The organism is Pseudomonas sp. 31-12 (genome assembly GCF_003151075.1).
GTDB lineage: Bacteria > Pseudomonadota > Gammaproteobacteria > Pseudomonadales > Pseudomonadaceae > Aquipseudomonas.
The window spans coordinates 4,079,108-4,103,382 of record NZ_CP029482.1 but is presented as its reverse complement, the minus strand read 5'-3'; the positions used below and the strand labels follow the sequence as shown (position 1 = coordinate 4,103,382).

General features: G+C 57.6%; 27 protein-coding genes. 11 read left to right on the top strand and 16 right to left on the bottom strand.

Annotated features, from left to right (window positions below; translation table 11 throughout):
• Positions 1–195 precede the first annotated feature (195 nt).
• Entirely contained in the window at positions 196–666 is a 471-nt protein-coding gene (locus DJ564_RS19315; RefSeq protein WP_109632467.1) for an anti-virulence regulator CigR family protein, read from the top strand.
• Between the two features lie 138 nt (positions 667–804).
• Positions 805–1,320, top strand: a complete 516-nt coding sequence (locus DJ564_RS32065) for a hypothetical protein (RefSeq protein ID WP_162556223.1) — start codon at positions 805–807, stop codon at positions 1,318–1,320.
• 184 nt (positions 1,321–1,504) lie between these two features.
• Here DJ564_RS32065 and DJ564_RS19310 read toward each other — a convergent pair whose 3' ends face one another.
• The gene (locus tag DJ564_RS19310) at positions 1,505–1,939 is read right to left on the bottom strand and encodes a GFA family protein (RefSeq protein WP_109632466.1); all 435 of its coding nucleotides are present in this window, start codon (positions 1,937–1,939) and stop codon (positions 1,505–1,507) included.
• Positions 1,936–2,889, bottom strand: a complete 954-nt coding sequence (locus tag DJ564_RS19305; protein WP_109632464.1) for a carbon-nitrogen hydrolase family protein — start codon at positions 2,887–2,889, stop codon at positions 1,936–1,938. The genes DJ564_RS19310 and DJ564_RS19305 overlap by 4 nt, the downstream gene beginning before the upstream one ends.
• A gap of 104 nt (positions 2,890–2,993) precedes the next feature.
• Between DJ564_RS19305 and DJ564_RS19300 the strand changes: the two genes are divergently transcribed.
• The gene (locus tag DJ564_RS19300; protein ID WP_109632462.1) at positions 2,994–3,683 is read left to right on the top strand and encodes a helix-turn-helix domain-containing protein; all 690 of its coding nucleotides are present in this window, start codon (positions 2,994–2,996) and stop codon (positions 3,681–3,683) included.
• Between the two features lie 58 nt (positions 3,684–3,741).
• Here the strand turns inward: DJ564_RS19300 and cls are convergent, their stop codons facing one another.
• From cls to DJ564_RS19265, 8 genes are all read right to left on the bottom strand, one after another.
• Positions 3,742–5,148: a cardiolipin synthase gene (gene cls, locus DJ564_RS19295; protein WP_109632460.1), complete on the bottom strand. Its 1,407-nt coding sequence runs from the start codon at positions 5,146–5,148 to the stop codon at positions 3,742–3,744.
• 82 nt (positions 5,149–5,230) lie between these two features.
• A complete protein-coding gene (locus DJ564_RS19290) occupies positions 5,231–5,791 on the bottom strand; it encodes a YSC84-related protein (RefSeq protein ID WP_109632458.1) in 561 nt (186 codons plus the stop codon).
• A 440-nt stretch (positions 5,792–6,231) separates the two neighbouring features.
• Entirely contained in the window at positions 6,232–6,516 is a 285-nt protein-coding gene (locus tag DJ564_RS19285) for a cyd operon YbgE family protein (RefSeq protein WP_256597524.1), read from the bottom strand.
• Positions 6,516–6,638, bottom strand: a complete 123-nt coding sequence (gene cydX, locus DJ564_RS19280) for a cytochrome bd-I oxidase subunit CydX (protein WP_109632454.1) — start codon at positions 6,636–6,638, stop codon at positions 6,516–6,518. Before cydX ends, DJ564_RS19285 begins: the two co-directional genes overlap by 1 nt.
• A gap of 22 nt (positions 6,639–6,660) precedes the next feature.
• Positions 6,661–7,797: a cytochrome d ubiquinol oxidase subunit II gene (gene cydB, locus DJ564_RS19275; RefSeq protein WP_109632452.1), complete on the bottom strand. Its 1,137-nt coding sequence runs from the start codon at positions 7,795–7,797 to the stop codon at positions 6,661–6,663.
• A complete protein-coding gene (locus tag DJ564_RS19270) occupies positions 7,790–9,361 on the bottom strand; it encodes a cytochrome ubiquinol oxidase subunit I (protein WP_109632450.1) in 1,572 nt (523 codons plus the stop codon). The genes cydB and DJ564_RS19270 overlap by 8 nt, the downstream gene beginning before the upstream one ends.
• Positions 9,358–9,534 carry a cytochrome oxidase putative small subunit CydP gene (gene cydP / locus DJ564_RS32185; protein ID WP_178082310.1) on the bottom strand — a complete coding sequence of 59 codons (177 nt, stop codon included), beginning with the start codon at positions 9,532–9,534 and terminating at the stop codon, positions 9,358–9,360. Before cydP ends, DJ564_RS19270 begins: the two co-directional genes overlap by 4 nt.
• A gap of 171 nt (positions 9,535–9,705) precedes the next feature.
• Positions 9,706–11,031 (bottom strand): sigma-54-dependent Fis family transcriptional regulator, encoded by a 1,326-nt coding sequence (locus DJ564_RS19265; protein ID WP_109632448.1) that lies wholly within the window; start codon positions 11,029–11,031, stop codon positions 9,706–9,708.
• Between the two features lie 237 nt (positions 11,032–11,268).
• Here DJ564_RS19265 and DJ564_RS19260 point away from each other — a divergent pair, with 237 nt between their 5' ends.
• From DJ564_RS19260 to DJ564_RS19230, 6 genes are all read left to right on the top strand, one after another.
• Complete coding sequence (locus tag DJ564_RS19260) at positions 11,269–12,147, top strand: MBL fold metallo-hydrolase (RefSeq protein WP_109632446.1); 879 nt, start codon at positions 11,269–11,271, stop codon at positions 12,145–12,147.
• A gap of 52 nt (positions 12,148–12,199) precedes the next feature.
• Entirely contained in the window at positions 12,200–13,870 is a 1,671-nt protein-coding gene (locus DJ564_RS19255; protein ID WP_109632444.1) for a bifunctional protein tyrosine phosphatase family protein/NAD(P)/FAD-dependent oxidoreductase, read from the top strand.
• Positions 13,871–13,898: 28 nt separating this feature from the next.
• Positions 13,899–14,699, top strand: a complete 801-nt coding sequence (locus DJ564_RS19250; protein WP_109632442.1) for a sulfite exporter TauE/SafE family protein — start codon at positions 13,899–13,901, stop codon at positions 14,697–14,699.
• Between the two features lie 112 nt (positions 14,700–14,811).
• Positions 14,812–15,252, top strand: a complete 441-nt coding sequence (locus DJ564_RS19240) for a YeeE/YedE family protein (RefSeq protein WP_109632440.1) — start codon at positions 14,812–14,814, stop codon at positions 15,250–15,252.
• Complete coding sequence (locus tag DJ564_RS19235) at positions 15,249–15,668, top strand: DUF6691 family protein (RefSeq protein WP_109632438.1); 420 nt, start codon at positions 15,249–15,251, stop codon at positions 15,666–15,668. Before DJ564_RS19240 ends, DJ564_RS19235 begins: the two co-directional genes overlap by 4 nt.
• Before the next feature lie 13 nt (positions 15,669–15,681).
• On the top strand, positions 15,682–15,870 hold the full coding sequence (locus DJ564_RS19230) for a DUF2892 domain-containing protein (protein ID WP_109632436.1): 189 nt from the start codon (positions 15,682–15,684) through the stop codon (positions 15,868–15,870).
• Positions 15,871–15,965: 95 nt separating this feature from the next.
• On the opposite strand, the gene DJ564_RS19220 is transcribed toward DJ564_RS19230, so the two are convergent.
• Positions 15,966–16,646: an FMN-dependent NADH-azoreductase gene (locus DJ564_RS19220; protein ID WP_109632434.1), complete on the bottom strand. Its 681-nt coding sequence runs from the start codon at positions 16,644–16,646 to the stop codon at positions 15,966–15,968.
• Positions 16,647–16,750: 104 nt separating this feature from the next.
• On the opposite strand from DJ564_RS19220, the gene DJ564_RS19215 reads away from it, so the two are divergent.
• Positions 16,751–17,605, top strand: a complete 855-nt coding sequence (locus DJ564_RS19215) for a LysR substrate-binding domain-containing protein (protein ID WP_109632432.1) — start codon at positions 16,751–16,753, stop codon at positions 17,603–17,605.
• A gap of 165 nt (positions 17,606–17,770) precedes the next feature.
• Here DJ564_RS19215 and DJ564_RS19210 read toward each other — a convergent pair whose 3' ends face one another.
• From DJ564_RS19210 to DJ564_RS19185, 5 genes are all read right to left on the bottom strand, one after another.
• Positions 17,771–18,133 (bottom strand): hypothetical protein, encoded by a 363-nt coding sequence (locus DJ564_RS19210; protein ID WP_109632431.1) that lies wholly within the window; start codon positions 18,131–18,133, stop codon positions 17,771–17,773.
• Between the two features lie 545 nt (positions 18,134–18,678).
• On the bottom strand, positions 18,679–18,951 hold the full coding sequence (locus DJ564_RS19205) for a hypothetical protein (protein WP_042932149.1): 273 nt from the start codon (positions 18,949–18,951) through the stop codon (positions 18,679–18,681).
• Between the two features lie 406 nt (positions 18,952–19,357).
• Entirely contained in the window at positions 19,358–19,801 is a 444-nt protein-coding gene (locus DJ564_RS19200; protein ID WP_109632429.1) for a DUF6130 family protein, read from the bottom strand.
• A 655-nt stretch (positions 19,802–20,456) separates the two neighbouring features.
• Complete coding sequence (locus DJ564_RS19190; RefSeq protein WP_109636109.1) at positions 20,457–20,885, bottom strand: hypothetical protein; 429 nt, start codon at positions 20,883–20,885, stop codon at positions 20,457–20,459.
• 43 nt (positions 20,886–20,928) lie between these two features.
• Positions 20,929–22,206 (bottom strand): flavohemoglobin expression-modulating QEGLA motif protein, encoded by a 1,278-nt coding sequence (locus DJ564_RS19185; RefSeq protein ID WP_109632426.1) that lies wholly within the window; start codon positions 22,204–22,206, stop codon positions 20,929–20,931.
• A 166-nt stretch (positions 22,207–22,372) separates the two neighbouring features.
• Between DJ564_RS19185 and DJ564_RS19180 the strand changes: the two genes are divergently transcribed.
• Positions 22,373–24,232 carry an ABC transporter ATP-binding protein gene (locus DJ564_RS19180; protein WP_109632424.1) on the top strand — a complete coding sequence of 620 codons (1,860 nt, stop codon included), beginning with the start codon at positions 22,373–22,375 and terminating at the stop codon, positions 24,230–24,232.
• Positions 24,233–24,275: the final 43 nt, after the last annotated feature.

Below are 24,275 nucleotides of genomic sequence, written 5' to 3'. Positions count from 1 at the left end.
CCGTACTTTCTACGCCTGAGTGACGGAAAATCATTGAGCTATATCAACAATGCATGGGTGAGCCAGATGGGGGCGATGCCGGGATACTGCGAAAGCATTGAGCCATGATCTTCGAGTCTCTCATCGGTACATGGAACCCACACCGTCCAAAGCGTCTACAGTCAGAGGGCTATCGCCTACTGAAGGAACGACCCGATGTTCAGATCCCACTCGTTGATTGCTGCTGTGACAAGTCTTGCTCTGGCCTGCGGTTCGGTAACTGCATTGGCCGATCCCGGGAATGGAAAAGGCCAGGGCAACGGCAAGGGAAACCCGCAAAACAGCCAGACCCATGGCAATCAGGGCGGTCAGGCGGGCAAAGGTAAAAACTCAGGAGGCGGCGATTGGGATCATGGGCCGAGCATCAATCGCAGCAACATTCTGGGAATTGTGGGCGGCTACCGGGACTACTGGAGTCCCGGGCCTGCGTTGCCACCTGGCATTCAAAAGAACCTCGCTCGTGGCAAGCCGCTTCCCCCCGGCATTGCCAAAAAACTGGATGGCCGGTTGATCGGCAGGCTGCCTCATTACGATGGGTATGAATGGCAACAGGCCGGGACCGATTTGATCCTCGTCGCGCTGGCCACCGGGCTCATCTATGAAGTGCTCAACGGTGCTTTTGACTAGCGCCTGCGGGGCGAATGCGATTGGAATCCACTTACAAAAGGGAGGTTGCGTATCTTGCCTCCCGTCTGTCGCAGGGCTTGGAACTGAAACAGGGTAATCGCGTCCTATGGCACGTGATATCAACCTATGGAAGCCACCATGCTTTTGAAGAATAAGAGTCTTTTTGCTGTCATGTCCTGCGCCATGATGCTTGCAGCCGCTCCATTACTCCCTGCTGACCTTTCCGTCATGAATTCCGCCTATGCGAAAGAGGGTGGTGGTGGTGGTGGTGGTGGTGGTGGTGGTGGCAACGGAGGCGGTAACGGCGGTGGCAATGGCGGTGGCGGTGGCAATGGTGGCGGCCATGGCGGTGGTACGGGTGGCGGTCACAGCGGCTCAGGTCACTCCGGCAATGCTGACAGTAATGGCCGTGGCAATGGACTGGCCAGCGATCATGCCGGCAAGGCCGTTCGAGACCGTGGTGAAAGCGGAAACCATTACGGCAATGATCGCGGAGAAAGTCGCGGTCATGGCTCGACGACTTCAGGCATCGCCCAATCGCGAGATACCCGCGGCGTCACCAAGGCCGGTGCCATTTCGACCTCGACTCCAGGCGAGCACAACACCAAAGGGTTGCACAACGCTGCCACCTCAGGATCCAAAAAAACGCAATGATCGCAAGAATGAACATCGGCGTGTGAACTGGCCAGGCGTTGCAAGCGCATCGGCTTAAGTCAGCGACGAGGATAAAAAACGGGCGCCTTCAGGGCGCCCGTTTTTTTGTTCCGCTGCTTGAGCGCCGAACAGACAGCAACCGGTATAACCTGGCAAGTCGGGATCCCGGACACCCTTGCCAGCGTTATTCCTCCACGCTGATACCCGATCCGCCTAGTTCGCCGGGGAGATCCTTTAACTTCGGCAACCCATCCTTGATCCGCAGCACCGTCTCCTGATAGTGCACGTGAACGCCCGGCGAATATTCGAGATCCGGAATGATCGCGGCATATACATCGATCAGTCCCATCTCAGGGTGTTCAGTGAAGAGGTGTCCGCCGCACGTCTTGCACCACTTGCGGTAACTGCGAGGTGTCTTGTTGAAGGTGCCGATGTTGTCGGCGCCCCGCGTCACGTGCACCGCGTCGGGTTTCCACAGCGTGAAGGCGTTGACCGGTCCTGCTGACCAGTGCCGGCACGACTCGCAATGGCAATAGCCCATTCCGGCTGGCTCGCCGCTGACGGTGAACTCGACCGCGCCGCAGAAACAACTGCCCTTGTAAGACCGTTCAATGCTCATGGCATGACTCCTTCGTCGATGAAATGCGCCGCTGTCGCCGGCGTGCGCCGCACTTTCAACTCGAAAATGTCCGGGCGCGCGTAATGCCCGGTGACGTCGAGCGCCCGCCGTGCTGGCGCCACGAGTGCGACGTCGATGTCCGCATACAGAATGCCGGCCTCCCGGTGCAGTGGACCGGCCACGATCCGGCCTTGCGGACTGACCACCACCGAGTCGCCGTCGTTGATCCATTCCTCCGGATCGGCAAACAGTTGCGCACGCGCCGGGAAGTCCTCGGGAATGTCACTGCCGCGCAGCACAGTGCCACTGCCCAGCACCCAGCAGCGCCCTTCGAGTGCAATGTGCCGCATCGTGCTGATCCAGCCTTCGCCGGTGTCGTACGTGGGCGCGACGTAGATTTCCACCCCTTGGGCATACAGCGAATAGCGCGCCAGCGGCATGTAGTTTTCCCAGCAGATCAGCGCGCCCACGCGGCCAACCGGTGTGTCGACCGTGCGCAACCCGCACGCATCACCGAAGCCATGCACCATGCGCTCTGGATTGGTCGGCATCAGCTTGCGGTGTCGGTTGAGCACGGCGCCGTCCGGACCGATAACGACTACGCTGTTATAGAGCGTGCCGCCTCCCGTGCGCCGGTCGCATTCATTGAGGCCGCACACGATCGTCACCGCATGAACCCTGGCGGCTTCGCACAATTCGCCCAGGTCACCGTTGGCGATGTCGACGGCGTTGGCCAGCAGCCGCGCGTGCAACTGGCCTATGACAGCCCCGTCCTTTCCCGCCGCCAGCCGCCAGATCCACGATGGATAGCCGGGAATGAACGATTCGGGCAAAACGATCAGCGAGGCTCCCGCCGCCGCAGCCTCGGCGACCGATTGCACGGCCCGGGCAATCGTTGCGCTGCGATCCAGCAGCACGGGCGGGCGCTGAATGATGGCTACCGTGGTCATGGCGTTCTCCTTTGAAAATTGGCTTTCGAAGGCTTGAGCGTGCGCGTGGCGAAGGGGTCGGGCTAGTTCAAAAAGTGAAGCGTTGCAATTGCGGAGTCCAGGCGATGGAAGAAGGCTACGGTCAGTTCTGCACGGTCGCCCGCGGTGCTGAAGCCCTGTGCGAGCGCTGGACACCTTTGGTGGTGCGCGAACTGCTGTGCGGCAGCAAACGCTTCAATGAACTGCACCGCGGCGTCCCCCGGATGTCCACCAACCTGCTGGCACAACGGCTGCGCCACCTGGAAGAAATCGGCGTCATCCACCGCACGGCCACCGGCAAAGTCTGGGAATACAGCCTGACTGAGGCGGGCGAGGAACTGCGCCCCATCATCATGGCGCTGGGGCATTGGGGCGCACGCTGGATCGGCAGTCGCCTGCGTGACGATCAACTCGACGCCGGCCTGCTGATGTGGGACGTACGCCGGTTCGTGCGCATCGAAACCTTCCCGTCCCGACCGGTGGTCATCCAGTTCACATTCCGCGATGCGCGACCCGGCGAGCAAGCGTGGTGGCTGGTGGTGGAGCAGGGCGTGGCGGATCTATGCCGCGACGACCCGGGCCGCGAACTGACGCTGGTCGTGGATTCAAGCGTGCGCGCGTTGACTGAGGTCTGGACCGGCGACCGCACACCCCGGGAGGTGCTTCAGTCGCGGGAGTTGCGTGTGGATGGCGCGGTGAAGGATGCGGAGAACTTGTGGCGCTGGCTCGGTACAAGTGCGTTTGCGGGGACTCGCCGTGCGGCAGTGACTCGGTAGGTTGGCGAAATACCCATCAGGGAGCAGAAGAGCGCATCCCGGCGATGCGCCACTCGACTCAGAGCCAGTATTCCCAGAGTAGCGCCATCTGCTCTTTGGCTTTCACCGCGAGCGAGCGGCGCTGCCACTCGTCCAGCTTGATTTCGTTCGACTTCGCCAGATCAGCCATGAATGCCGCCTGCATCTTTTTTCCGAACCCGGTGCCCAGCACAACCACGTTGACTTCATCGTTGTGCAGAAAGCTGCGCCAGTCGAGGTTGGTGGAGCCGACACTCGACCACACGCCATCGATGACTGCCGTCTTGACGTGGAGCAGCGCGTCACGGCGTTCGTAAAGCTTGACGTTGGCCTTCAGAAGCTCGCTGTAGTGAGCGCGTCCGGCATGAAACACCAGCGCCGAATCAGTGCTGCTGGGCAGCACCAGTTTGACGTCGACGCCACGGGCCGCCGCCTCCTTGAGTGCCGCCAGCAACTGCGGATCGGGCACAAAGTAGGCGTTCGTCAGCCATATCTCGGTCTGCGCGCTATGCAGCGCCGAAATCAGCGTCGCGTAGATCAGGCTGAACGGCTCATCTGGCGAGCTGCCGATGGCGCGCACCACCTCGGTGCCTTTGCGCTCCTGTGGCGGAAAGTAGTCGCGAGCGGCGAGCGGTTCACCTTTCTGGGTCGTCCATGTTTCGATGAACAGCTTCTGCAGATCCGCAACCACCGGCCCCTCGACGCGCAAGTCAGTATCGCGCCAGGGCAAATCACCAGAGGGGCGAGTCTTCGAGTGAGTGCTGAACGAGCCCCCCGAATAGACGCTGCTGATGTTGATCCCGCCAAGAAAGGCAACACGGCCGTCCACGATCAGCAGCTTTCGGTGGTCGCGCTGGTTCACGTCCCAGCCCGCTTTGGCCGTCGCCGGATTGACCGGGTTGTACTCCAGCACCTTGATGCCCACGTCGGTCAATCGAGCGAAAAACGCTGAGGGTGTTCCAAGGGTTCCGACGCTGTCACGGATCAGATTGACCTGCACACCTTTGTGTTGCTGAGCGATCAGTGCGGTGGCGAAGCGCTGGCCGACTTCATCATCGTCGAGGATGTAGGTCTCCATGTTGATATGGTCGCGCGCACCTTCCACGGCTTTGATCATCGACTGGTAGGTGGTGGGGCCGTCCTGCAGCAAGTCGACCTTATTTCCTTCCGTTAGCGGACTACCGACAACGGATTCTTCGATAGCGAGGTGCACATCGAAGATGTTGGTTTCTGCGCCTGTGGACTTGAGTCGGTCGAGAATGGCTTTGCTGCGCTCGGCTGACAGAGGCCCGTGGACCCCGTCCAGTTGCACTGGCGCAGAGGGCGCGCGAGCCATGTCGGGCACTATCCTCGGCAATGTACTGCAGGAAATCACCACTGTCAGGAACACCGCCACGCACAGCACCAGAGGAATACATACACCCTTGCATCTGGTTAGAAGACTCATCAGGCTACCTCTTGGCGAGGACGGTGATAACGCGCTGTCGGGGCGTCTTGCAGACAACGCAAGGCGCCCTTATAGATGGCTTTCAGCGCTTGATCAGGGAAATCTTCGTGCCCTCGATGCTGACTCCGGCCATTAACCCTTGCTGATCAAATATGAACGCGTAGGCGTCGTCCTTCAGCGTCGAACTGGACAAGTTCTTCGAGATCCCTTCATCCACTACAACGACGGTGGGCCCTACGCCGAGTTCCCAGCCCTTGGTTTCGCGAACATAGTTCACGGCTTTGTCGGTCATGAGGAAAACCACATAGCCATACGACTGGGCACCGGCCTGCAACCCCCATGACCCGGTGACGGAGTTGTAATAACCCTCAACGGTCTTGCCTTTGAACAAAACGCCTTCGCCATAGCTGCCGCCAAACACAAGGCCTGCCTTGATGATTTTCGGGAAAACCAGTATCGCTTTGGCGTTGTGCGACATGGTCTCGGCAAATGGATGAGTCTTGTAGAGCGTTTGCAACGCTTGCCGAGAGTCGGTATTCAGGTCCTCGGCGGTTGCCGCACCGGCAGTGTTCAGGAAACTCGCCGATGCCAGTGAGGCAGTCGCGAGGACTATGGATAGGAAGAACCGCATTGACTGAGTCATTTTCGTACTCCGATAAGGGAGCATTGGATGTGAGCAGCAGTCAGCCCCTGCCCTGAGCAGAGTTCGAGCCTACTGAAATTTATCCGGCGCACCCTACAGTGTGTGAACGACTGGCTTCGTCCTTGAATGAAATAGGCGAGAGGCCTTTGATCATTGGCGATGCCATCAACTGCTTTGACCTCTGGGCGCTGGGCGGGTTCGTTGGTAATCACCACAACACGGTTGTTCGAATGCAAGTCTATGCCCACAGAGTTTCATCACGGCCTCCTCACAACAAAAGACCACGTTCGTACTTTGAGTTTTGCGTCACCACCGAGAGGTAGGGGGAGGCCGGTCAGATGGCGCTCAGATTGATTGTGTAAGTCTCCACCTAACTGAAGATAAGTACTGGCGCAGTTCCTTATGTTGAATACTCAAAGGTCAAATCGTGTCGTCAGTCCTCAATGTAGAAACTTTACCCAGCCTGCGACTGCAAGTGACGCAAAACAGGTCCAGCCTGAGAGAAGCCAACGCCAGGCGCGCGTCCGCGGGACAAAACCCACACCTTTCACAAAGGCCATACTCATGGCTGCAAATAATGCAGTAGCCAGCGCGTGGTCAGGCTTCCCGTCAGGAGCGACCATCATGGGAGGATAGAGCGTACAAGCGAGCATGATTGCTAAAGCGATAACCAAACTCAGCAAATGAAGGTGTGAGGTTGGTTGAGGGTTAGCGACGCGCGGCATCATGACCGTGTCTCGTCGTTGTCGCTCAAGGCTCGGCCAACTTCGTTCTCGCCCCACATCGCATTTAAAATAGCCAGTAGCAATGCAAAGCCGACCCCCAGCATCCAAGCGAAATACCACATGTTCATTACTCCTTTGCCGGCACTAATAGGCGGAATGTTCGTTGGCTTTGATTTTCGCGATGGTGACCTTGCCCCGCATGACGCGATAAGCCCACGAGGTATAAAGCACAATCAGTGGCATGAAGATCAACGCGGCCCAGAACATGATGGCCAGGCTTAAATGACTGGCGACGCTGTCCCACACGGTAAGACTTGCCGCAGGCATCGTTGATGACGGCATGACGAACGGAAACATCGATACGCCCGCCGTGCAGATAACACCGATGACTGAAAGCGATGACGCGATAAACGCTGAAAGTGTACGGCGCGCCATCAACAACACGGCGGCACCTGCTGCGCCGATCAATCCCAGTGCGGGCAGCAGCCACAGCAAAGGACTATGGCCATAGTTGGCCATCCAGGCTCCAGCTTCGCGCACCACGGACTTGCTGAGAATGTCAGGCAGTCCTGCCGTATCAACTACCGACGTAATGCGATAGCCATCAATCCATTGCAGCCAAATGCCGGCAACGATAAATGAACACACCAGCACGATCGCTGCACCCACCCCACCTTTTATTGCCCTTGCCTGGATAACCCCTTCAGTGCGATGTGCCAGATAAGCACCACCTTGCAGGGTGATCATTGCGCTGCTCACAACGCCGGTCAGTAACGCGAAGGGATTGAGCAGTTGCCAGAAACTGCCGGTATACGTCGACACCAGAAAATCGTTGAACTGGAACGGTACACCTTGCAGCAGGTTGCCAAACGCAATCCCGAACACCAGAGGCGGCACTGCTCCACCTACAAAGAGTCCCCAATCCCAGGTGCTGCGCCAAGTGGAGTTGTGGATCTTGCTGCGATAGTCAAAACCCACCGGGCGGAAGAACAGCGCCCAGAGGACCAGAATCATCGCCCAGTAGAATCCGCTGAATGCGGTGGCATACACCACAGGCCACGCCGCGAACAATGCGCCACCTGCAGTAATGAACCAAACCTGATTCCCGTCCCAATGCGGACCGACGGTATTGATCACGACGCGACGCTCCATGTCATTTTGGCCAACAAAGGGCAGCAGCGTGCCAACCCCCATGTCGTGACCGTCCATGATGGCGAAGCCGATCAGCAGTACACCGACCAGCGCCCACCAGATAATTTTCAGGGTGAAGTAATCAAGCATGGAGGAGTTCCTTCAAATGGGCATCGTGAACATAACGTCCGGTACCGAGGCTGCCTGGACCCTGACGGGCAAACTTGACCATCAGGAACATTTCAACCACCAGCAGCACGGTGTAGAAAACGATGAATCCCGCCAGCGAGCCATAGAGGTTGTTGACGCTAAGCGTGGATACGCTCATGTGAGTCGGCAGCACGCCGTATATGGTCCAGGGCTGGCGGCCGTATTCAGCGACGAACCAGCCAAGCTCGCACGCAATCCATGGCGCAGGCAGCATGCAGAGCGCCCAACGCAGTAACCAGCGGCGTCGTGTGCAGGTCGACTTCAAGGTGCTCCAGAAGGCAAGACCGAAGAGCAGCAGCATGGCAAAACCAAGGCCGACCATGATCCGGAACGCCCAGAACATAGGTGTCACGCGTGGTACGGTATCGTTTACGGCCTTTTCGATAATGGCCGGCGTGGCCTGGTTGACGTCCTCGACATACTTTTTAAGTAACAGGCCAAAGCCCAGATCGGTTTTGTATTCATCGAATGTCTTCAGAGCTGCCGAATCGGTGCGATTGGCTCTGACGGCTTCAAGGGCATTGACGGCGGTAATGCCTCGGAGAATTCGAGCGCGGTTCTTTTCTTTAATCTCATGAATGCCTGGAATTTGCTTGCTGACTGATCGTGTGCCAATCAGGCCCATCAGCCATGGCACTTCAACTTCCCAGTTATTTTTGGACTCGGCTTCATTAATACTTGCCACCAATGTCAGGCCTGCCGGTGCAGGCTTCGTTTCCCACATGGCCTCCATGGCTGCCATCTTGGTTTGTTGTGCCTCACCCACCGTGTAACCCGACTCGTCACCCAACACGATCACGCTCAGCACTGATGCGAGACCAAAGGCCGCCGCCACCCGGAAACTGCGTTTGGCAAACTCGACATCACGATTCTTGAGCAAGTACCAACTGGAAATCGACAGCACAAACATCGAACCGGTGACGTAGCCGGCTGAGACGGTGTGCACAAACTTGGCCTGTGCTACCGGATTGAAAACCACTGCCCAAAAATCAACCATCTCCATGCGCATGGTGATGTAACTGAATTCTGAACCCACCGGGTTCTGCATCCAGCCATTGGCGATCAGAATCCACAAGGCTGAAAGGTTTGTACCAATCGCCATCAGCAGAGTGACCAGCAAGTGGTGCTCTTTCTTCAGACGATCCCAACCAAAAAAGAACAGGCCGATCATGGTCGATTCAAGAAAGAACGCCATCATGCCCTCGATCGCCAGTGGGGCTCCGAAGATGTCGCCGACGTAATGCGAGTAATACGCCCAGTTGGTACCGAACTGAAATTCCAGGGTGATGCCCGTAGTCACCCCCAGGGCGAAGTTGATGCCGAACAACTTGCCCCAGAAGCGCGTCATGTCTTTCCAGATAACATTACCGGTCATCACATAGACACTTTCCATGATGACCAGCAGCCAGACCATGCCAACCGTGAGCGGTACAAAAAGAAAGTGATAAAGCGCAGTGGCTGCAAACTGCAGCCGAGACAAATCCACCAGGTGTTCTGAAATCACTTGCTTGCCCCTTGAGTCGAGGTGGGTACACCGAAACGGTTTCCGATGGTGTTCGAGTCGACACTGACGTGCGAATCCCGGATGAACAGCCACCACAGCACTGTCAGCACCAGTAGCTTGATCACTACTGCTGTGAGCAGATTGCGTCGCAGTCGTTTGTCGGAAATGGTCATGACTATGCAGTTAGCACATGGCATGCCAAGGGGGGGCAGGTTGGTTTTCTCGTTTTTAAACAGTCACTTAATCAGTAAGCCGGTGATGCGCGGAATGTGTTGGCAGGTCAGTGCGCTGCCAATCTGCCAGGCTGGCAGTCATTGGCAGTCTTACTGCGTGAGCTCTGACTACTAGGCCAGACCTTGTTCTTTCAATCGTCTGTACAAAGTCCGTTCGCTAATTCCAAGGTGCTTGGCCAGTTCAGCGCGGGTACCTTTGAAAGTAGCCAGTTCCTGTACCAGCGAGCTGCCATCGAAAGCAGTTGAAGTAGAGGTCTGAGGAGATGCCACCGCGGATACCTGAGGCAAATGTATGGAGCGAATCACACCATCGTCAGCAAACAGACGGGCTCTTTCCAGAACATTGCGTAATTCACGGATATTGCCGGGCCAGGAATACCGCTGCAATTGCGTCAGAGCATCTGCATCTATCGTCAGTCGGCGTTTGCCTGTACCGGCACGTTGCAGAAATGAATTCACAAGCAAACCAATGTCTTCAACCCGGTTGCGCAAGGGCGGTAACTGAATGGGGAAGGCGCTGATGCGGTAGTACAGGTCCTGCCTGAACTCACCTTTTTCCATCATTTTTTCCAGTGGTTTGTGGGTCGCAGCAATTAACCTGAAGTTAGCGTGAAGGGTCTCGACACCCCCGACACGGCGATAAGTGCCCGATTCGATCAGGCGCAACAGCTTCACCTGCATGGCCAGTGGTACATCGCCAATTTCATCGAGAAACAACGTGCCGCCCTGGGCCGTTTCAACCAGGCCAGGCTTACGCGTGGTGGCACCGGTAAATGCTCCTTTTTCATGACCGAACAGTTCGCTCTCGAATAACGTTTCGGTCAGTCCAGAGCAATCAACGACGACAAAGGGGCCAGTCGCTCGCTCGCTGGTTTCATGTACGGCACGGGCAAACAGCTCTTTGCCCGTACCGGACTCGCCTAGCAACAGCACGGGCAGCATTGATGGTGCCACCCGCTGAAGCTCCGACAGAGCACGGTTGAAAGCGGGTGAACGGCCGACCAACCCTTCGTTGCTGGGCCGCGCTGATGCGCTGCGAACCAGTGTGAGACGCTCCACATAGGCAGTAATAACACCGTGCTCGTCTAGAATCGGGCGCAATTCGACGTCGACATGCTCTGGACCGCGAGGCGTGTGGTGAATGTGCAAAACACGATCCGGCCCGCGCATTTCCTGCGCCTTTTTCATCGGGCAGTTCTCACCCGCCTGATCACAAGGTACATCGTAGTGGTGTGAGATTTGATAACACTTATGGCCGATAAAGGGTTTATCAGCGCTGCCAAACTGCCGCTGATAGGCCGTGTTGGCAGCCAGGATGTTGTAGTCCGGATCGAGCACGATCATCGGCTGGGGTTCGTGCTCAAGAAACGAAACAAGTGACTGCACTTGATCCGAGTGCGGGAGTAAATGGGTAGGGGTGGGCAGGATAGTCTTCATCGTGGCTCCTGAGAATCCATCCATCCTGTCGTGGCACTGCCACCTCTGTCAACAAGCACTGCCAATGGCAGTGAATCCACGGTGGTGGAGAAAAACCGAATCGCGATAATTAAAAAATTACTAATAAAAACATATAGATAATAGAGTCATATCTGTTCATGTCGGCCTGGCAGACTTATTGCTATGTCTGTTCTTAGTGTGAGCGGCTTGATAAAAGCCCCCCTAAGGAGACAGGTCATGAGCGTAAAACTTCACGTCGAAGGATTCTTCGATTCTGCTACCAATACCGTCAGCTATCTCGTGATGGATGAGGCCACCCACCACTGCGCTTTAATAGACAGCGTGCTTGATTACGACCCTAAGTCCGGCCACACCTCCACAACCTCTGCCGACAAGCTGATTGCGAGGGTGAACGAACTCAATGCGAGGGTCGACTGGATTCTCGAGACCCACGTCCACGCAGACCACCTGACGGCTGCGCCATACCTGAAGGAAAAGCTCGGCGGGAAAATAGGGATCGGCAGTCAGATTTCGACGGTGCAGGAGGTGTTTGGCACGCTGTTCAATACAGCTGGCGATATGCCCCGCGACGGAAGTCAGTTCGATCACCTGTTCGTCAATGACGAACCGTTCGCCATTGGCACGCTGCAATGCCACACACTTCATACACCTGGCCATACGCCAGCCTGTATGACTTATGTGATCAGCGATGGAACCGAAACGGCTGCATTCGTCGGCGATACCTTGTTTATGCCCGATTACGGTACTGCACGCTGCGACTTTCCCGGTGGAAATGCTCGCACGCTGTTTCAGTCAATCAACAAGGTGCTGAGCCTGCCGGCCAGTACTTTGCTCTACATGTGCCACGACTATCAGCCGGGTGGCCGCGAGGTGCAGTTTGTCAGCACCGTTGCCGACCAGCGCGCCCACAACGTTCACGTCCGTAACGGCATCAGTGAGGAAGAGTTTGTGGCGATGCGCACAAAGCGTGATGCATCGTTGGAAATGCCGACACTGATCCTGCCATCGGTTCAGGTCAACATGCGAGCAGGGCACTTGCCTGAGCCTGAAGCGAACGGAACGCGCTACCTGAAAATCCCGCTCAACGTCGCCTGACGTTGCATTCCCCGAACAACCTATAAGAAAGATACCCATAACGGAGAACCTTATGGACATTCGCCACCTTGCGCCCGGACTGTCAGTATCAGAACAGATTTTCCCCAACCAATTGGCTGAACTGAAAGAAGCCGGTTTTCGCACCGTCGTGTGTAACCGTCCCGATGGCGAAGGCAGTGATCAGCCCTTGTTTGCCGAAATCAAACGAGCCGCCGAATCGGTCGGCATCGAGGCGCACTACCTTCCCGCGGAGTCAGGCAAAGTCACTGACGAGCAAGGCATTGCCTTCGCCAAGCTCCTTGAAACGCTTCCAAAACCAGTATTGGCCTATTGCCGTTCCGGTATGCGCTCGACAACGATGTGGGCACTGTCGCAAGCGGGCCAACAATCCCTGCCACACATCGTCGAGACCGCCAAAAAAGCCGGGTTCGATATGAAAGGCGTCATTCGCCGGATTGCGAATCAGGGGCGCACGCCGGTCGAAGTGGCTGAGGCGCAGCATACCGTGGTCATCATCGGGGGCGGTGCGGCAGGTATCGCGACTGCATCCAGTTTACTGGCGCGAGATCCTGGACTAGACGTTGCCATCATCGACCCGGCAGATGTGCACTACTACCAGCCTGGCTGGACACTTGTCGGCTGTGGAGTCTTCGATGCACCCCAAACTGCCCGCACGATGGGCACCACCATCCCTCGCGGTGTGCATTGGATCAAGTCGGCGGTCGCCGCTTTCGAACCCGAGAGAAATGCCGTCATTCTTGATGGGTGCCGAGTCGTCAAATACGAACAACTGATCGTGTGCCCTGGCCTCAAGCTCAATTGGCATGCAATCGAAGGTTTGTCGGATACCCTGGGCCGCAACGGCGTGACTTCAAACTACCTGTATCACCTTGCCCCCTACACGTGGGAACTGGTGCAGCAACTGCGTGGCGGCCGAGCCATTTTCACGCAACCGCCCATGCCGATCAAATGTGCCGGGGCGCCGCAAAAAGCAATGTACCTATCTGCCGACCATTGGAAACGTACCGGTGTATTGGACAAAGTCGAGATCGAGTTTTGCAGCGCCGGCGCGGTGCTGTTCGGAGTTCCCGACTATGTGCCGGCACTGATGGAGTACATCAAGGCCTATGGTGTCGACCTGAATTTCGGCAACACACTCACCAGCGTGAATGGACCTGCACGGACTGCAACGTTCAACTGCGTCAATCCGGATGGCAGCTCCCATATTGTTACGCGCGACTTTGATCTACTTCATGTGGTGCCACCCCAGATTGCACCGGATTTCATTCGCGTCAGCCCTCTTGCTGACGCGGCTGGCTGGATTGATGTCGACCCAGCCACTTTGCGCCATAAAACCTGGGGCAATATTCACGCGCTGGGAGACGCTGCCAACTCCAGCAACGCCAAAACCGCGGCAGCAGCACGCAAGCAGGCGCCAGTCGTTGCCCATAATGTATTGGCTGCAATGGGTAAAGCGAAAGGCAGCGCCCATTACGACGGTTACGGCTCCTGCCCGCTGACGGTTGAACGCGGCAAGATCGTGCTGGCTGAATTCACCTATGGCGGCAAGGTCGCCCCCAGCTTTCCATCCTGGCTGATTGACGGTACCCGGCCATCGAGGCTGGCATGGCTGCTCAAAGAGCGGATTCTTCCACCGCTGTATTGGAAGGGAATGCTCAAGGGCCATGAGTGGATGGCGAAGCCTGAGTTGGCTGACGTATGAAACCAGACCTGAAAGCAAGGAGACTGAGATGATCGTCGTCTTACTGCTCGGGCTTACTGTTGGAGTCATTCTGGCGCTGACCGGCGCCGGAGGGGGAATACTGGCGGTTCCATTACTGGTGTTTGGAGTGGGGTTGAGCATGGCCGAGGCAGGGCCAATCGGTTTACTGGCAGTCGGTTTAGCCGCGACCCTGGGTGCCGTGATGGGACTCAAAAACGGCACCGTCCGCTATAAAGCGGCGCTTTTAGTTGCCGGCGCGGGGATCGTCTGTTCTCCTCTCGGCCTTTGGCTGGCGCAGCGCACGCCTAACCGTCCGTTGACGATCATGTTTGCCATCGTGCTGATGTACGTGGCGTTCCGGGTCTATCAACGATCGCTCGCGCCCTCCACGGAGTCGAAGACCCCCGTCACATCCAAACCACCGCCTTGTCTATTGGACGTGAACCGGGGAAAGCTTAACTGGACGGGGCCGTGTGCTTGGGCACTCACCGTCTCTGGCATTGTCGCGGGAGGGCTATCTGGATTGCTCGGCGTCGGCGGTGGCTTTGTGATGGTGCCGGCGCTCCAGCGATACACCAATTTGACTGCGCAGTCGGTGCTTGCAACGTCTCTGGCCGTTATTGCGCTGGTTTCAATTTCCGGCGTTGCTGCAAGCTCTGCAGCCGGGCATTTGCAGTGGGCGGTCGCACTTCCGTTTTCCATTGGCGCATTGGTTGGAATGGTGTGCGGGCGCCTGATCGCGGCCCGGCTAGCAGGTCCACACTTACAGAAAGGGTTCGCCGCTGTTTCCATGGTGGTGGCGGTGGCCTTGCTAGTGAAAGCTATTTAGTCATGTGCATGAGCTGCCGTGACGCAAAGCAGGAGTTCTATCGCATCAGTAGATCCGCCGCATTGGCAGTCATCCAAACCCGCTATCAACCATTTCGTGCCGGAGAATCTTCATGAATGTCGACTGGCTCAACTTCACGCCCTGGTCATCCCTTGCCGGCGGCGCATTGATTGGCCTGGCGGCCAGTCTATTCGTCGTCGCCAACGGGCGAATCGCAGGCATCAGCGGTCTGATCGGCAGTCTTTTACAGCGTGGGAGCGAGGGGGTGGGTGAGAAAGCACTTTTTCTCCTGGGCCTGCTCATCGCGCCGCTTCTATGGGGCATGTTCGCGACGCTGCCGCAGATTGAGTTCCAGAGTGGCTGGTTAGGCCTGATCGTCGCCGGTGTACTGGTGGGCATCGGCACCCGATACGGCTCCGGTTGCACCAGTGGCCATGGAGTGTGCGGCATCTCGCGCCTTTCGCCGCGATCGATGGTTGCCACTGCGTGCTTCATGTTCAGTGGTTTCGCCACAGTGTTTGTCTTGCGTCATCTTCTGGGGGGGTGGATATGATCAAACTGATCGCATTCATTGCTGGCCTGCTGTTCGGCTTGGGTCTGCTTCTGGCAGGCATGGCCAACCCGAGCAAAGTACTCGCTTTCCTCGATTTAACCGGTGCCTGGGATCCTTCCTTGGCGCTGGTCATGGTCGGGGCAATCGGCATAGCCATTGGCCCGCTATCCTGGGCACGCCGACAATCCAGTTCGCTGCTGGGAAGGCCAATGCAGCTGCCGATCAAACGTGAGTTGGACCCGCGCTTGATTGGCGGGAGCCTGTTGTTCGGCATCGGCTGGGGAATAGCGGGCATCTGCCCTGGCCCCGCAGTGGCCATTCTGCTGACAGGACGCTGGCAAATAATCGTATTCATGTTGGCCATGCTGGCCGGCATGTTGTTGTTTACTGCGCTGGAGACCCGGCGCAACCATTGATCGGGAGATCGCCATGAAAGCAAATATTGGAACCATTGATCGAAGCCTGCGCATCGTCGCCGGTCTGCTTCTCATTGGCCTCAGTTTGTCCGGAGTGATCGGCGTGTGGGGTTGGATAGGTTTAGTGCCGCTGGCCACTGGCATTTTCCGTTTCTGCCCTGTCTATACGTTGCTAGGCATCAAATCGTGTAACCGTTGCTGAGCGACAATCGTTGCACACCATCATCACACCACTCGGGCTTTCCTGCCCGCCGTGGTGTACCCGAGCGGGCAGGGTGAGTTCGTGTTTCAAAACCCTCAGATACCTGCTGGCATTATTGCGCAGAGGGGCTGAAGCGTGAGCGACAAACGGTCTGCCAGGCGCCTGGCCTGCTGAGTCGCGCCCTCACGCGCGCACCGATCAACCTCTTCCCCCAGAATGGTTTTCTCCACAATCACCGAATGCACATCCGTGACGCCGATAAATGTCAGCCAGGCTTCCACGTAGGGCTTCTGGAAGTCGAAGCGCTGCGCCGGTGTGCTCGACTGCGCCGAAAAGTCCAGGCCGCGGGCGTACATCACCACGGCGAGTTTATTGTGCAGCATGCCTTCCAGACCGCGTTCCGGGTCAACGCTGAACAGGATGTCCTTCTGCGATACCAGGTCGATGAAGTGCTTGAGTTTGTACGGAATGCTGAAATTCCACAGCGGTACGGACATCACCAGTACATCCGCGCGGTGCAGGTGCGCAGCCAGATCTTTCAGCGTGTTCCAGGCGTCCTGTTGCGCCGTGGTCAACGGCGTGCCATTGAGCCCGGCGTATTTGGCCTCCATCGCCAGATCATCAAATTCCGGCAGAACCATGTTCCAGAGGTCGAGGGTGACGATTTCAGTGTCCGGGGTGTTTGCTTGATAACGCGCAATGAAGCTGCGGGCGACTTCAAGGGAAGCGGAGCGCTGCTTGCGTGGAGAACATTGAATATGGAGAAGCGTCGTCATGGCACACCTTGAATGATGAGGGCGGGGCAGGTGGGAGCATTGCAACATAGTTGTATTTGAAATATAAATCGTAAATTTAAGCGCGATTAATCACGAATAAAACTATGTTCGATACTTTGCTTCTCAAGACATTTGTCACGGTCGTCGATGAAGACGGCTTCAGCCGTGCCGCCCAGAAGCTGCACCTGACTCAGTCGGCGGTCAGTGGCCATGTGCGGCGATTGGAAGAACAGATTGGTAAACCCCTGTTGACGCGTACCACCCGTTCTCAGCAACTGACGGCCGATGGCGAGCGCCTGGTTGCTTATGCGCGCACGATCCTCGCGCTGAACCGTGATGCCTGGACAGACCTGACACGCACGCCGTTTCACGGACGGCTGCGGATCGGGGTGTCCGAAGACTTTGTCGAGTCTCGATTGCTGCGCACTGTTCAGGATTTCGCGGCGCAGTACCCCGGGATGGAAGTCGAGGTCCAGGTGAACATTCCCGGTTCGTTGCTGGCGCTGATGAAGCAAGGGCAACTGGACGTGGTCATCGGTTCGTTGTGCGAAACCAGCGAAGCGGGGTTGCTGCTGTGGCAAGAGCCGCTGGTGTGGGCGTGGTCGGCGCAACCCGTCACCCGCTTACCGACGCCGTTGCCGCTGGCCCTGTTCCCCGCTCCGTGTCCATATCGCGAGGCCGCGCTGACGAGGCTGGCGCAGGCGGGCATCGCCCAACGCACGGCAATGTTGTGCAGCAGCACGGCCGGGTTGCGGGCGGCGGCCCTGGCAGGCTTCGCGATAGCGCCTATGCCACTGAGTCGGTTGGGGCAGGGACTGGCGGTTCTTGGGGCTGAACAAGGGTTGCCGGAATTGCCGGATGCGCAATGTCGGCTGTTCACCTCACCTGACGCGGATCAAGCGATGGTAGCAGCGGTCACTCAGCTCATTGTGGCGTATTGCTCCACGCGCAGGGCTTGATTGGCATTAGCGGAGCGGCATCCATTCGAGTCAGATGCCGCCCACCTTTGTTGGCATTGAACCGAAATCTGCCTGTCCGGAGCTTGGCTGAGTAAACGGAACGCGTAAAAAAGCCCGGCTGATCAGGCCGGGCTTCTTGTTGGATGCCGCAGTAAAGCCATTCATTCAGGCCGCGCGGCTTTCGATCAGACGGTCGGAGCCACCTTCGGCAACGCGGTTTTCGATCAGGCGGTCGGAGCCACCTTCGGCAACGCGGTTTTCGATCAGGCGGTCGGAGCCACCTTCGGCAATGCGGTTTTCGATCAGGCGGTCGGAACCACCTTCGGCAACGCGGTTTTCGATCAGACGGTCGGAGCCACCTTCAGCTACGCGGCTTTCGATCAAACGGTCGGAGCCACCTTCAGCGACGCGGCTTTCGATCAAACGATCCGAGCCGCCTTCAGCGACAACCGGGTGAGCAGAAGAAGCGGCGAAAGCGTTAACTGCAAAAACCGAGAAAGCGATGCTGAGAAGGATTTGGCGTTTCATGATGGTGTGCTCCGGGGTGTAGTTGTTTGGTATGGAGGCGATGTTACGCCCCGGAGTTTTTAAGAGAACTTCATTGAGTTGATGGTGACTATCGATGGCGGCAATGGATGCGCCTTACGCCCGCCCCGCCGGTCCTCGGGCAGGGTTACCGGTGGTCATGAAGCCTCGCTTCAAAAGTTGAGGAAGTCCTGGTGCTCGGCCTTGCTGCACGGCTCGGCAAACGAACCCTCATCGCTCATTTCGACTGTTTAGGCGGGTAATTACCGCGCAAGCCACCGGACTTATTGCCTGTTTTGCTGGGCAAGTTGGGCACCATCGGGCGGGATCTGGGCTGAGGGTTGGAGCGGCTGCGGGGTTGAGGTTGTTTGCTCATGGTTCGCCTCCTGACTTGTCGGAATTTCGTGAAGTAATCCCCTGATAAAGCTTAGCTGCTTGGCGTAATGGACTGCATCTCCGGGGAGGTATCGTGTCATCTGATGCTACGTTCCAGTAAAGCATTCCTGAGCACAAACAAAACGGGCGCCTGACAAGACGCCCGTTTTCATTTACTCCGCCGCCTGCGCCCGCAAGCGTCGGCCGATGACATCCATCAAGTCACAGCCATCGCGCAACGGAATGGCTAGCAGTTTGGAAAAGTCCGTCAACACTACCGTGTCGCAACCGAGCTCGGCGCGGAAGGCGATGTTTTCCAGCACCTGCGTGACGGTGCGGATGCGGTAGTCAGCCATGGCTTGCAGGACGTCGAGTGGGGCTTGGGTGTCGATGAGCAGGGAGGCCGGGATCAGGTCGATTCCGGTGAGGGGCATGTATCTTTCCAAAGGTAAAACTCCGATCAAGGCAAAGGTTGACTGTCCCTCAATCGTCGCCAAACGAATGGGTGACAGCTGTACGCAGGTTGGCGAACCGGGATCGGAATACCGGCAGACCCGAAGGTCTCCCGCGCACAGCTGCCATAAAGACAACTTTGCGGGCATGCAGAAGCGCTTGCATTAAAGCACAGCGCTTTTGCATCCGATCGATCAGGTCGCCAAACCCGAGTCGCCATTGTGGGCGACGCAGCGGACTCTAAGCTTCATCGGAACGGTGGGCAAGGTGAGGGATTCCGAGACTTATGTAGGAATTTTATGGTTGTCCTAGGACCTTTGCTTATCACGGCCAATCGAGCAAAGGCGAAAGCTTTATTTGAATAAGGGTGTGACCTAAATAAGTCACCCACCCCTTAATTCACGGCTTCTTCTCCGGAACCACAAAACTAACCACCGTACTCGTCAAAATCTTATGACTAGGATCAGCCACCTCAAGAAGCACCTTATGAGCACCAGGCGTCAGCCCAACCAAAATAATCGGGTCTTCACTGGTGTGCGCCCATGTACCTTTCCAGTCGTCGACGGTCACGTGAAGGTGGCCGAGCCGTGGTGATACTTCAACAGCCGTTTTGCCAAATACCGGCATGATCCGGGCGTTCTCGGTTCGATACTGGATGATGACAACTCCGCGGGCCAGCGGCGCGGCGAGCGGCGGATAGGCAATGAGTTTTGGCCCCGTCTCAGATTCCACTGGGAGTATGGCCGGTGGCTGGTGGGTGTCGGCTACCTCTTGACCCCACGCGGCGATGCAAAAGAACGCACCCAACGCCAGGGCGGATAGATTTCTGAGAGCGAGGGGCATGGGTTTTTCTCCCGCGTGATCTCATTCAAGGCTAGATCAAACCGGACAGTTGTCTATGTCAAAGCGGCCACGCGCTGCAAAACAGCCGAGTAGGAAGGTGGTGTTGAATACGGGCCTTTTATTAACTGGGATCGGAGAAAAACAGCCAGTGAATGGAGCGACGCAAAATGAGAGCTAAGCTTCCTTCTACTGTCGGGCTTATTGAACAGATTAGGCTTTGCGGCCATGGCGTCTAACCGCCTTCAGCGGTCACCACGTCGTTACAACTGCCAACCCGATCTTGAACGTCAGCCCTTCACAACAGCCTCGGAGGGGAGCCAATGAAACGTTGCGCAATGCTCGTCGCGATCTCTTTGCTGACCACTGCGTGTCAGAGCACCAATGACAATGGTGTCACCCGACTGGACAATTGTGTTTGCTATAAATCGGCCGATGCACAGCATTTGCAAGCCTCGCAAATGGCATGGCAAGACCCCGAAACGTTGCAGAAACAATTCTCACATTGCATCTGCCGAGCCTTGGTTGACCTGAAGCAGGTCGATGATCCCGGTAAACTTTTCGTACCCGGAACCGAGATACGAACGGAACTGAAATAAAACAACATCGGAAAAGGAGAGGTGGTCTGGCGTGCGAAACAGGTCGGAACTATCCGGGCTCAACGTCCATGTTCAACGTAGGGCCCCAAGTCGAAACCTTGCGTATCCCAGTTGATTCGATAAACCACTTCTTTCCCTGACTTGATCTTGGCCACAACCGTTTTGATCGCGGCCCCCGCACATAATCCAGACTCGGCAAGCCCGGTGCCGAGATTCACTTCGCCGGCCGGCAAAAGGAAAGATGCCTTTTGACCGGGACCTATCTTGGCTGCGCGCTGACCCTCAATGTAAAACATGGCGTCACACCCCGCACCGACAAACCCGTCATCACGGAGAATGGTCAGGCGTCCCGGGTCTTCCGTACCCTGGCTTTTGATCGCGTACATCTTATCGGGCGGCACTTGCCGGGCATCAGAAACCCGCATAGGTGATGTTACGCACCCGCCCAAGGCCAGCAAGAGCGCTCCCGTTGCGATAGTCCTTCGCATGATTTTTCCCTCCTGAAACAGGGCGAATGTATCGGTACCGTGATCACACCGCGCTCGCATCATTTTCGTGTTCATCGGCAAAGGCCATGAGCACCTCCAGATCGAGTACATCCAGTTTTATCTGGGCGATAAAAGCGGAGAAGGCCAGGTTGGCGGCGAGCAGACGTAGATCGCAGGCCCAGGCCGGTAGGTGGGTTGGCCCTTGCAGCCAGCCGGAATCGAACAGAGGAGCCAGGCGTACGGTATCCGCCAGACTGAGGCGTCCCGCAAACAAATGACCCACCAGCTCCGGTCGATTGTCGCGGATCGCGATGCGCAGCAGGGTATGGACACCCAGCAAACCCGTCAGGTAGGCGGCATCCTTGGTAAACGCCGAACCACCCCGCAGGTCGGTACCACGGAAGACCCGCTGGGTTGAGCGGAAGGATTCCTCTTGCGACTGGCCGGCGGCAAGAAAACCCTCGAATACTTGTATGAAATCGGCGCCGTCCAACGCTTGCTGGACCGCCAGCACGCGCAGGGCCAGGCGGCGCAATCGGCTGATGTCCATACTGCCGGTGAACAGTTCTGCGAGGGTGGCAATGCCTTCCTGCGTTTGAGTCGTGCGTGGCGCTCCCAAACCCAGGCTTTTGAGGTTGGGCTGGAGCGCGCCATTTTGTGCGGTAGCGACATGCACGAAGGCCTCATGCTGCAATAGCTGATTCTTGTCCAGTTCAGAGAACAGTGCGCCGCTACGCAGACGAATGCGGCTGGACCCGGCGATTGCCTTGGCAGCCAGGGTCGGATCGAGTACGACCGTGACCCGGCCTTCGCCGAAGAAACGGTCCAGTTCCGGCTGCATCCAAGCGGCGAATGCCTCGGCCGGGATTTCAGCCTGAGTCGGTGGAATCCGGGCACCACCCAGCAGGGCGTCGGTGGTGGTGAGAAAGAAATTGGCCGCGTCCAGCATGCTGAGATTCTGGTTCGGATAATAGAAATCCGGGCGCCGGTACAACGCGGATGAATATTGAGTGAAGGCGGGCGTGCCAATCGCACCAAGCATGCGTCCCGCCGTGGCATAGCTGCGCGCTGTCATGGCGAGGAAGCTCCCGGCCGGATGCCCCTGATCGCAACGACCAATAAAGGCTTCCAGGGCGGCGATGTCGGCGCTGTGCTCGCGTGGGTGCTGCTCGACTTCCGGCAAGGCTGGTTTCCCTGCGCGCCAATGCGCCAGGAAAATTTCCTCGACGCCATCCGGCCAGGACAGGGCATCCAGTACGCGGATCTTGCGCGCCAGACCGGGTAGCGCGGCATCCAGTTCAGACAGAGGGGCGCTGCTCATGGAGTCTCCCTTGAACGACGAGGTTCCTTAGAAAAAGCTTAGCCGCTGCGATGCATTGCGTTGTAGCGGCCTTGCGCTGTTCACGAGCGACCTCAAGTTCGCAAAACCCTCAACGCAACCGATCAATGGCAGAATCCCCCTCAACTTGATCGTTTTGGAGACCACCATGCTTCGTGCGTTTGAACGAAGACTCGACCCTTTTCCTCCTGACGAGGTACCACCGCCACCCGCCGGCCTGGCTCGCTTCCTGTGGGCCTGCACCCGGGGCGCCCGCGGTTACATCCTTGCGCTTGCGCTGCTCAGTGCCGGTGTGTCGATTTACGAAGCCTGGCTGTTTTCCTTCCTCGGGCAGGTCGTGGACCTGCTCTCGACCTGGCAGGCCGGCGGTGAAGCGGCAGAACAGGAAAGTCGCGTGTTGTGGGGCATGGGCATCGTCATGGTGGCCAGTGTCGGGCTGGTGGCGTTGCGCACCATGGTGCAGCACCAGATATTGGCAATTAACTTGCCGTTGCGGCTGCGCTGGGACTTCCATCGCCTGATGTTGCGGCAAAGCCTTTCGTTTTTTTCCGATGAGTTTTCCGGCCGAGTCACGACCAAGGTGATGCAGACGGCGCTAGCGGTGCGCGACGTGCTGTTCACCCTTATCGAAATCGCACCCGGGATCGGGGTGTATTTCATCGCGATCATCGCACTGGCCGGTGGCTTCGCTCTGAAACTGATGCTGCCTTTCGTGGCCTGGATCGTGTTGTTCGGGCTGGCCATGCTGTACTTCGTGCCACGCCTGGGAAAAGTCGGGCAGGAACAGGCCAATGCGCGGTCGATGATGACCGGGCGTATCTCAGACGCCTACACGAACATCACGACGGTGAAGCTGTTCTCCCACTCCAATCGTGAAGCGCACTTTGCGCGCGCGGCGATGGAGGATTTCAAGCAAACCGGCTTCCGCCAGATGCGCCTGGTCAGCCAATTCGAGATCGTCAACCAGGCCTTGGTGGTGGCGTTGATCATGGCAGCCGGTGGTTATGCGCTGTGGCTATGGCATCAGGGTCAGGTCGGCGCAGGTGCCGTAGCGGCAATCACTGCCATGGCGTTGCGTATCAATGGCATGTCGCACTGGATCATGTGGCAAATGACCTCGTTGTTCGAGAGCATCGGCACTGTGCAGGATGGCATGGCGACGCTGACCCAGGGCGCCAAGGTGCAGGATGCGCCGGACGCGGGCGTGCTGGTGACCTCCGGCGGGGCGGTAACCTTCAGCAATGTGAGCTTCAACTACAATGGCGAACGCCAGGTGCTCGATGGCCTGAACCTGAACATCCGCCCGGGCGAAAAAATCGGCCTGGTTGGCCGCTCTGGCGCCGGCAAATCCACGCTGATCAACTTGCTGCTGCGCTTCTATGACGTCGACAGCGGGGAGATTTGCATTGACGGCCAGAACATCGCACACGTGACGCAAGACAGCCTGCGCGGCTCCATTGGCATGGTCACGCAGGATACCTCCCTGCTGCACCGTTCCATTCGCGACAACATCGCCTATGGCCGTCCCGATGCGACCGACGCGCAAATTCGCAGCGCCGCGGCCAGTGCCCAGGCTGATGGGTTCATCAGCCAACTGAGCGACCGGCAAGGTCACACCGGCTACGACACCCTTGTGGGCGAGCGCGGCATCAAGCTGTCGGGCGGCCAGCGCCAACGCGTCGCGATTGCCCGGGTAATGCTCAAGAACGCCCCGATCCTGCTGCTTGACGAGGCCACCAGCGCGCTGGATTCGGAAGTCGAAGTCGCCATTCAGGAAAGCCTTGATGAAATGATGCAGGGCAAGACCGTGATCGCGATAGCCCATCGGCTGTCCACGATTGCGGCGATGGACCGGCTCATCGTCATGGATGACGGGCGCATCATCGAACAGGGCACTCACGCCGAATTGCTTGGAAAGAACGGCGTTTATGCGCGGCTTTGGCACCATCAAAGCGGCGGGTTCCTGGGTGAGGATAAGGGCGTGGTCGAGGCTGTGGATCAGGTGTGAGGGTCGATCCAGGTCATACAGCCGCCCCGTGAAAGGTTTTATT

What these genes read in the sequence shown, in the direction of transcription:
- cydB (WP_109632452.1), bottom strand. Translation starts at nt 7,797, where the DNA reads ATGCTTGATTACTTCACCCTGAAAATTATCTGGTGGGCGCTGGTCGGT.
- cydX (WP_109632454.1), bottom strand. Translation starts at nt 6,638, where the DNA reads ATGTGGTATTTCGCTTGGATGCTGGGGGTCGGCTTTGCATTGCTACTG.
- DJ564_RS19200 (WP_109632429.1), bottom strand. Translation starts at nt 19,801, where the DNA reads ATGCCCCTCGCTCTCAGAAATCTATCCGCCCTGGCGTTGGGTGCGTTC.
- DJ564_RS19250 (WP_109632442.1), top strand. Translation starts at nt 13,899, where the DNA reads ATGATCGTCGTCTTACTGCTCGGGCTTACTGTTGGAGTCATTCTGGCG.
- DJ564_RS19315 (WP_109632467.1), top strand. Translation starts at nt 196, where the DNA reads ATGTTCAGATCCCACTCGTTGATTGCTGCTGTGACAAGTCTTGCTCTG.
- DJ564_RS19210 (WP_109632431.1), bottom strand. Translation starts at nt 18,133, where the DNA reads ATGAAACGCCAAATCCTTCTCAGCATCGCTTTCTCGGTTTTTGCAGTT.
- DJ564_RS19185 (WP_109632426.1), bottom strand. Translation starts at nt 22,206, where the DNA reads ATGAGCAGCGCCCCTCTGTCTGAACTGGATGCCGCGCTACCCGGTCTG.
- DJ564_RS19190 (WP_109636109.1), bottom strand. Translation starts at nt 20,885, where the DNA reads ATGCGAAGGACTATCGCAACGGGAGCGCTCTTGCTGGCCTTGGGCGGG.
- cls (WP_109632460.1), bottom strand. Translation starts at nt 5,148, where the DNA reads ATGAGTCTTCTAACCAGATGCAAGGGTGTATGTATTCCTCTGGTGCTG.
- DJ564_RS19260 (WP_109632446.1), top strand. Translation starts at nt 11,269, where the DNA reads ATGAGCGTAAAACTTCACGTCGAAGGATTCTTCGATTCTGCTACCAAT.
- DJ564_RS19310 (WP_109632466.1), bottom strand. Translation starts at nt 1,939, where the DNA reads ATGAGCATTGAACGGTCTTACAAGGGCAGTTGTTTCTGCGGCGCGGTC.
- DJ564_RS19255 (WP_109632444.1), top strand. Translation starts at nt 12,200, where the DNA reads ATGGACATTCGCCACCTTGCGCCCGGACTGTCAGTATCAGAACAGATT.
- DJ564_RS32065 (WP_162556223.1), top strand. Translation starts at nt 805, where the DNA reads ATGCTTTTGAAGAATAAGAGTCTTTTTGCTGTCATGTCCTGCGCCATG.
- DJ564_RS19230 (WP_109632436.1), top strand. Translation starts at nt 15,682, where the DNA reads ATGAAAGCAAATATTGGAACCATTGATCGAAGCCTGCGCATCGTCGCC.
- DJ564_RS19305 (WP_109632464.1), bottom strand. Translation starts at nt 2,889, where the DNA reads ATGACCACGGTAGCCATCATTCAGCGCCCGCCCGTGCTGCTGGATCGC.
- cydP (WP_178082310.1), bottom strand. Translation starts at nt 9,534, where the DNA reads ATGACCATTTCCGACAAACGACTGCGACGCAATCTGCTCACAGCAGTA.
- DJ564_RS19285 (WP_256597524.1), bottom strand. Translation starts at nt 6,516, where the DNA reads ATGCCGCGCGTCGCTAACCCTCAACCAACCTCACACCTTCATTTGCTG.
- DJ564_RS19220 (WP_109632434.1), bottom strand. Translation starts at nt 16,646, where the DNA reads ATGACGACGCTTCTCCATATTCAATGTTCTCCACGCAAGCAGCGCTCC.
- DJ564_RS19265 (WP_109632448.1), bottom strand. Translation starts at nt 11,031, where the DNA reads ATGAAGACTATCCTGCCCACCCCTACCCATTTACTCCCGCACTCGGAT.
- DJ564_RS19215 (WP_109632432.1), top strand. Translation starts at nt 16,751, where the DNA reads ATGTTCGATACTTTGCTTCTCAAGACATTTGTCACGGTCGTCGATGAA.
- DJ564_RS19290 (WP_109632458.1), bottom strand. Translation starts at nt 5,791, where the DNA reads ATGACTCAGTCAATGCGGTTCTTCCTATCCATAGTCCTCGCGACTGCC.
- DJ564_RS19235 (WP_109632438.1), top strand. Translation starts at nt 15,249, where the DNA reads ATGATCAAACTGATCGCATTCATTGCTGGCCTGCTGTTCGGCTTGGGT.
- DJ564_RS19300 (WP_109632462.1), top strand. Translation starts at nt 2,994, where the DNA reads ATGGAAGAAGGCTACGGTCAGTTCTGCACGGTCGCCCGCGGTGCTGAA.
- DJ564_RS19180 (WP_109632424.1), top strand. Translation starts at nt 22,373, where the DNA reads ATGCTTCGTGCGTTTGAACGAAGACTCGACCCTTTTCCTCCTGACGAG.
- DJ564_RS19240 (WP_109632440.1), top strand. Translation starts at nt 14,812, where the DNA reads ATGAATGTCGACTGGCTCAACTTCACGCCCTGGTCATCCCTTGCCGGC.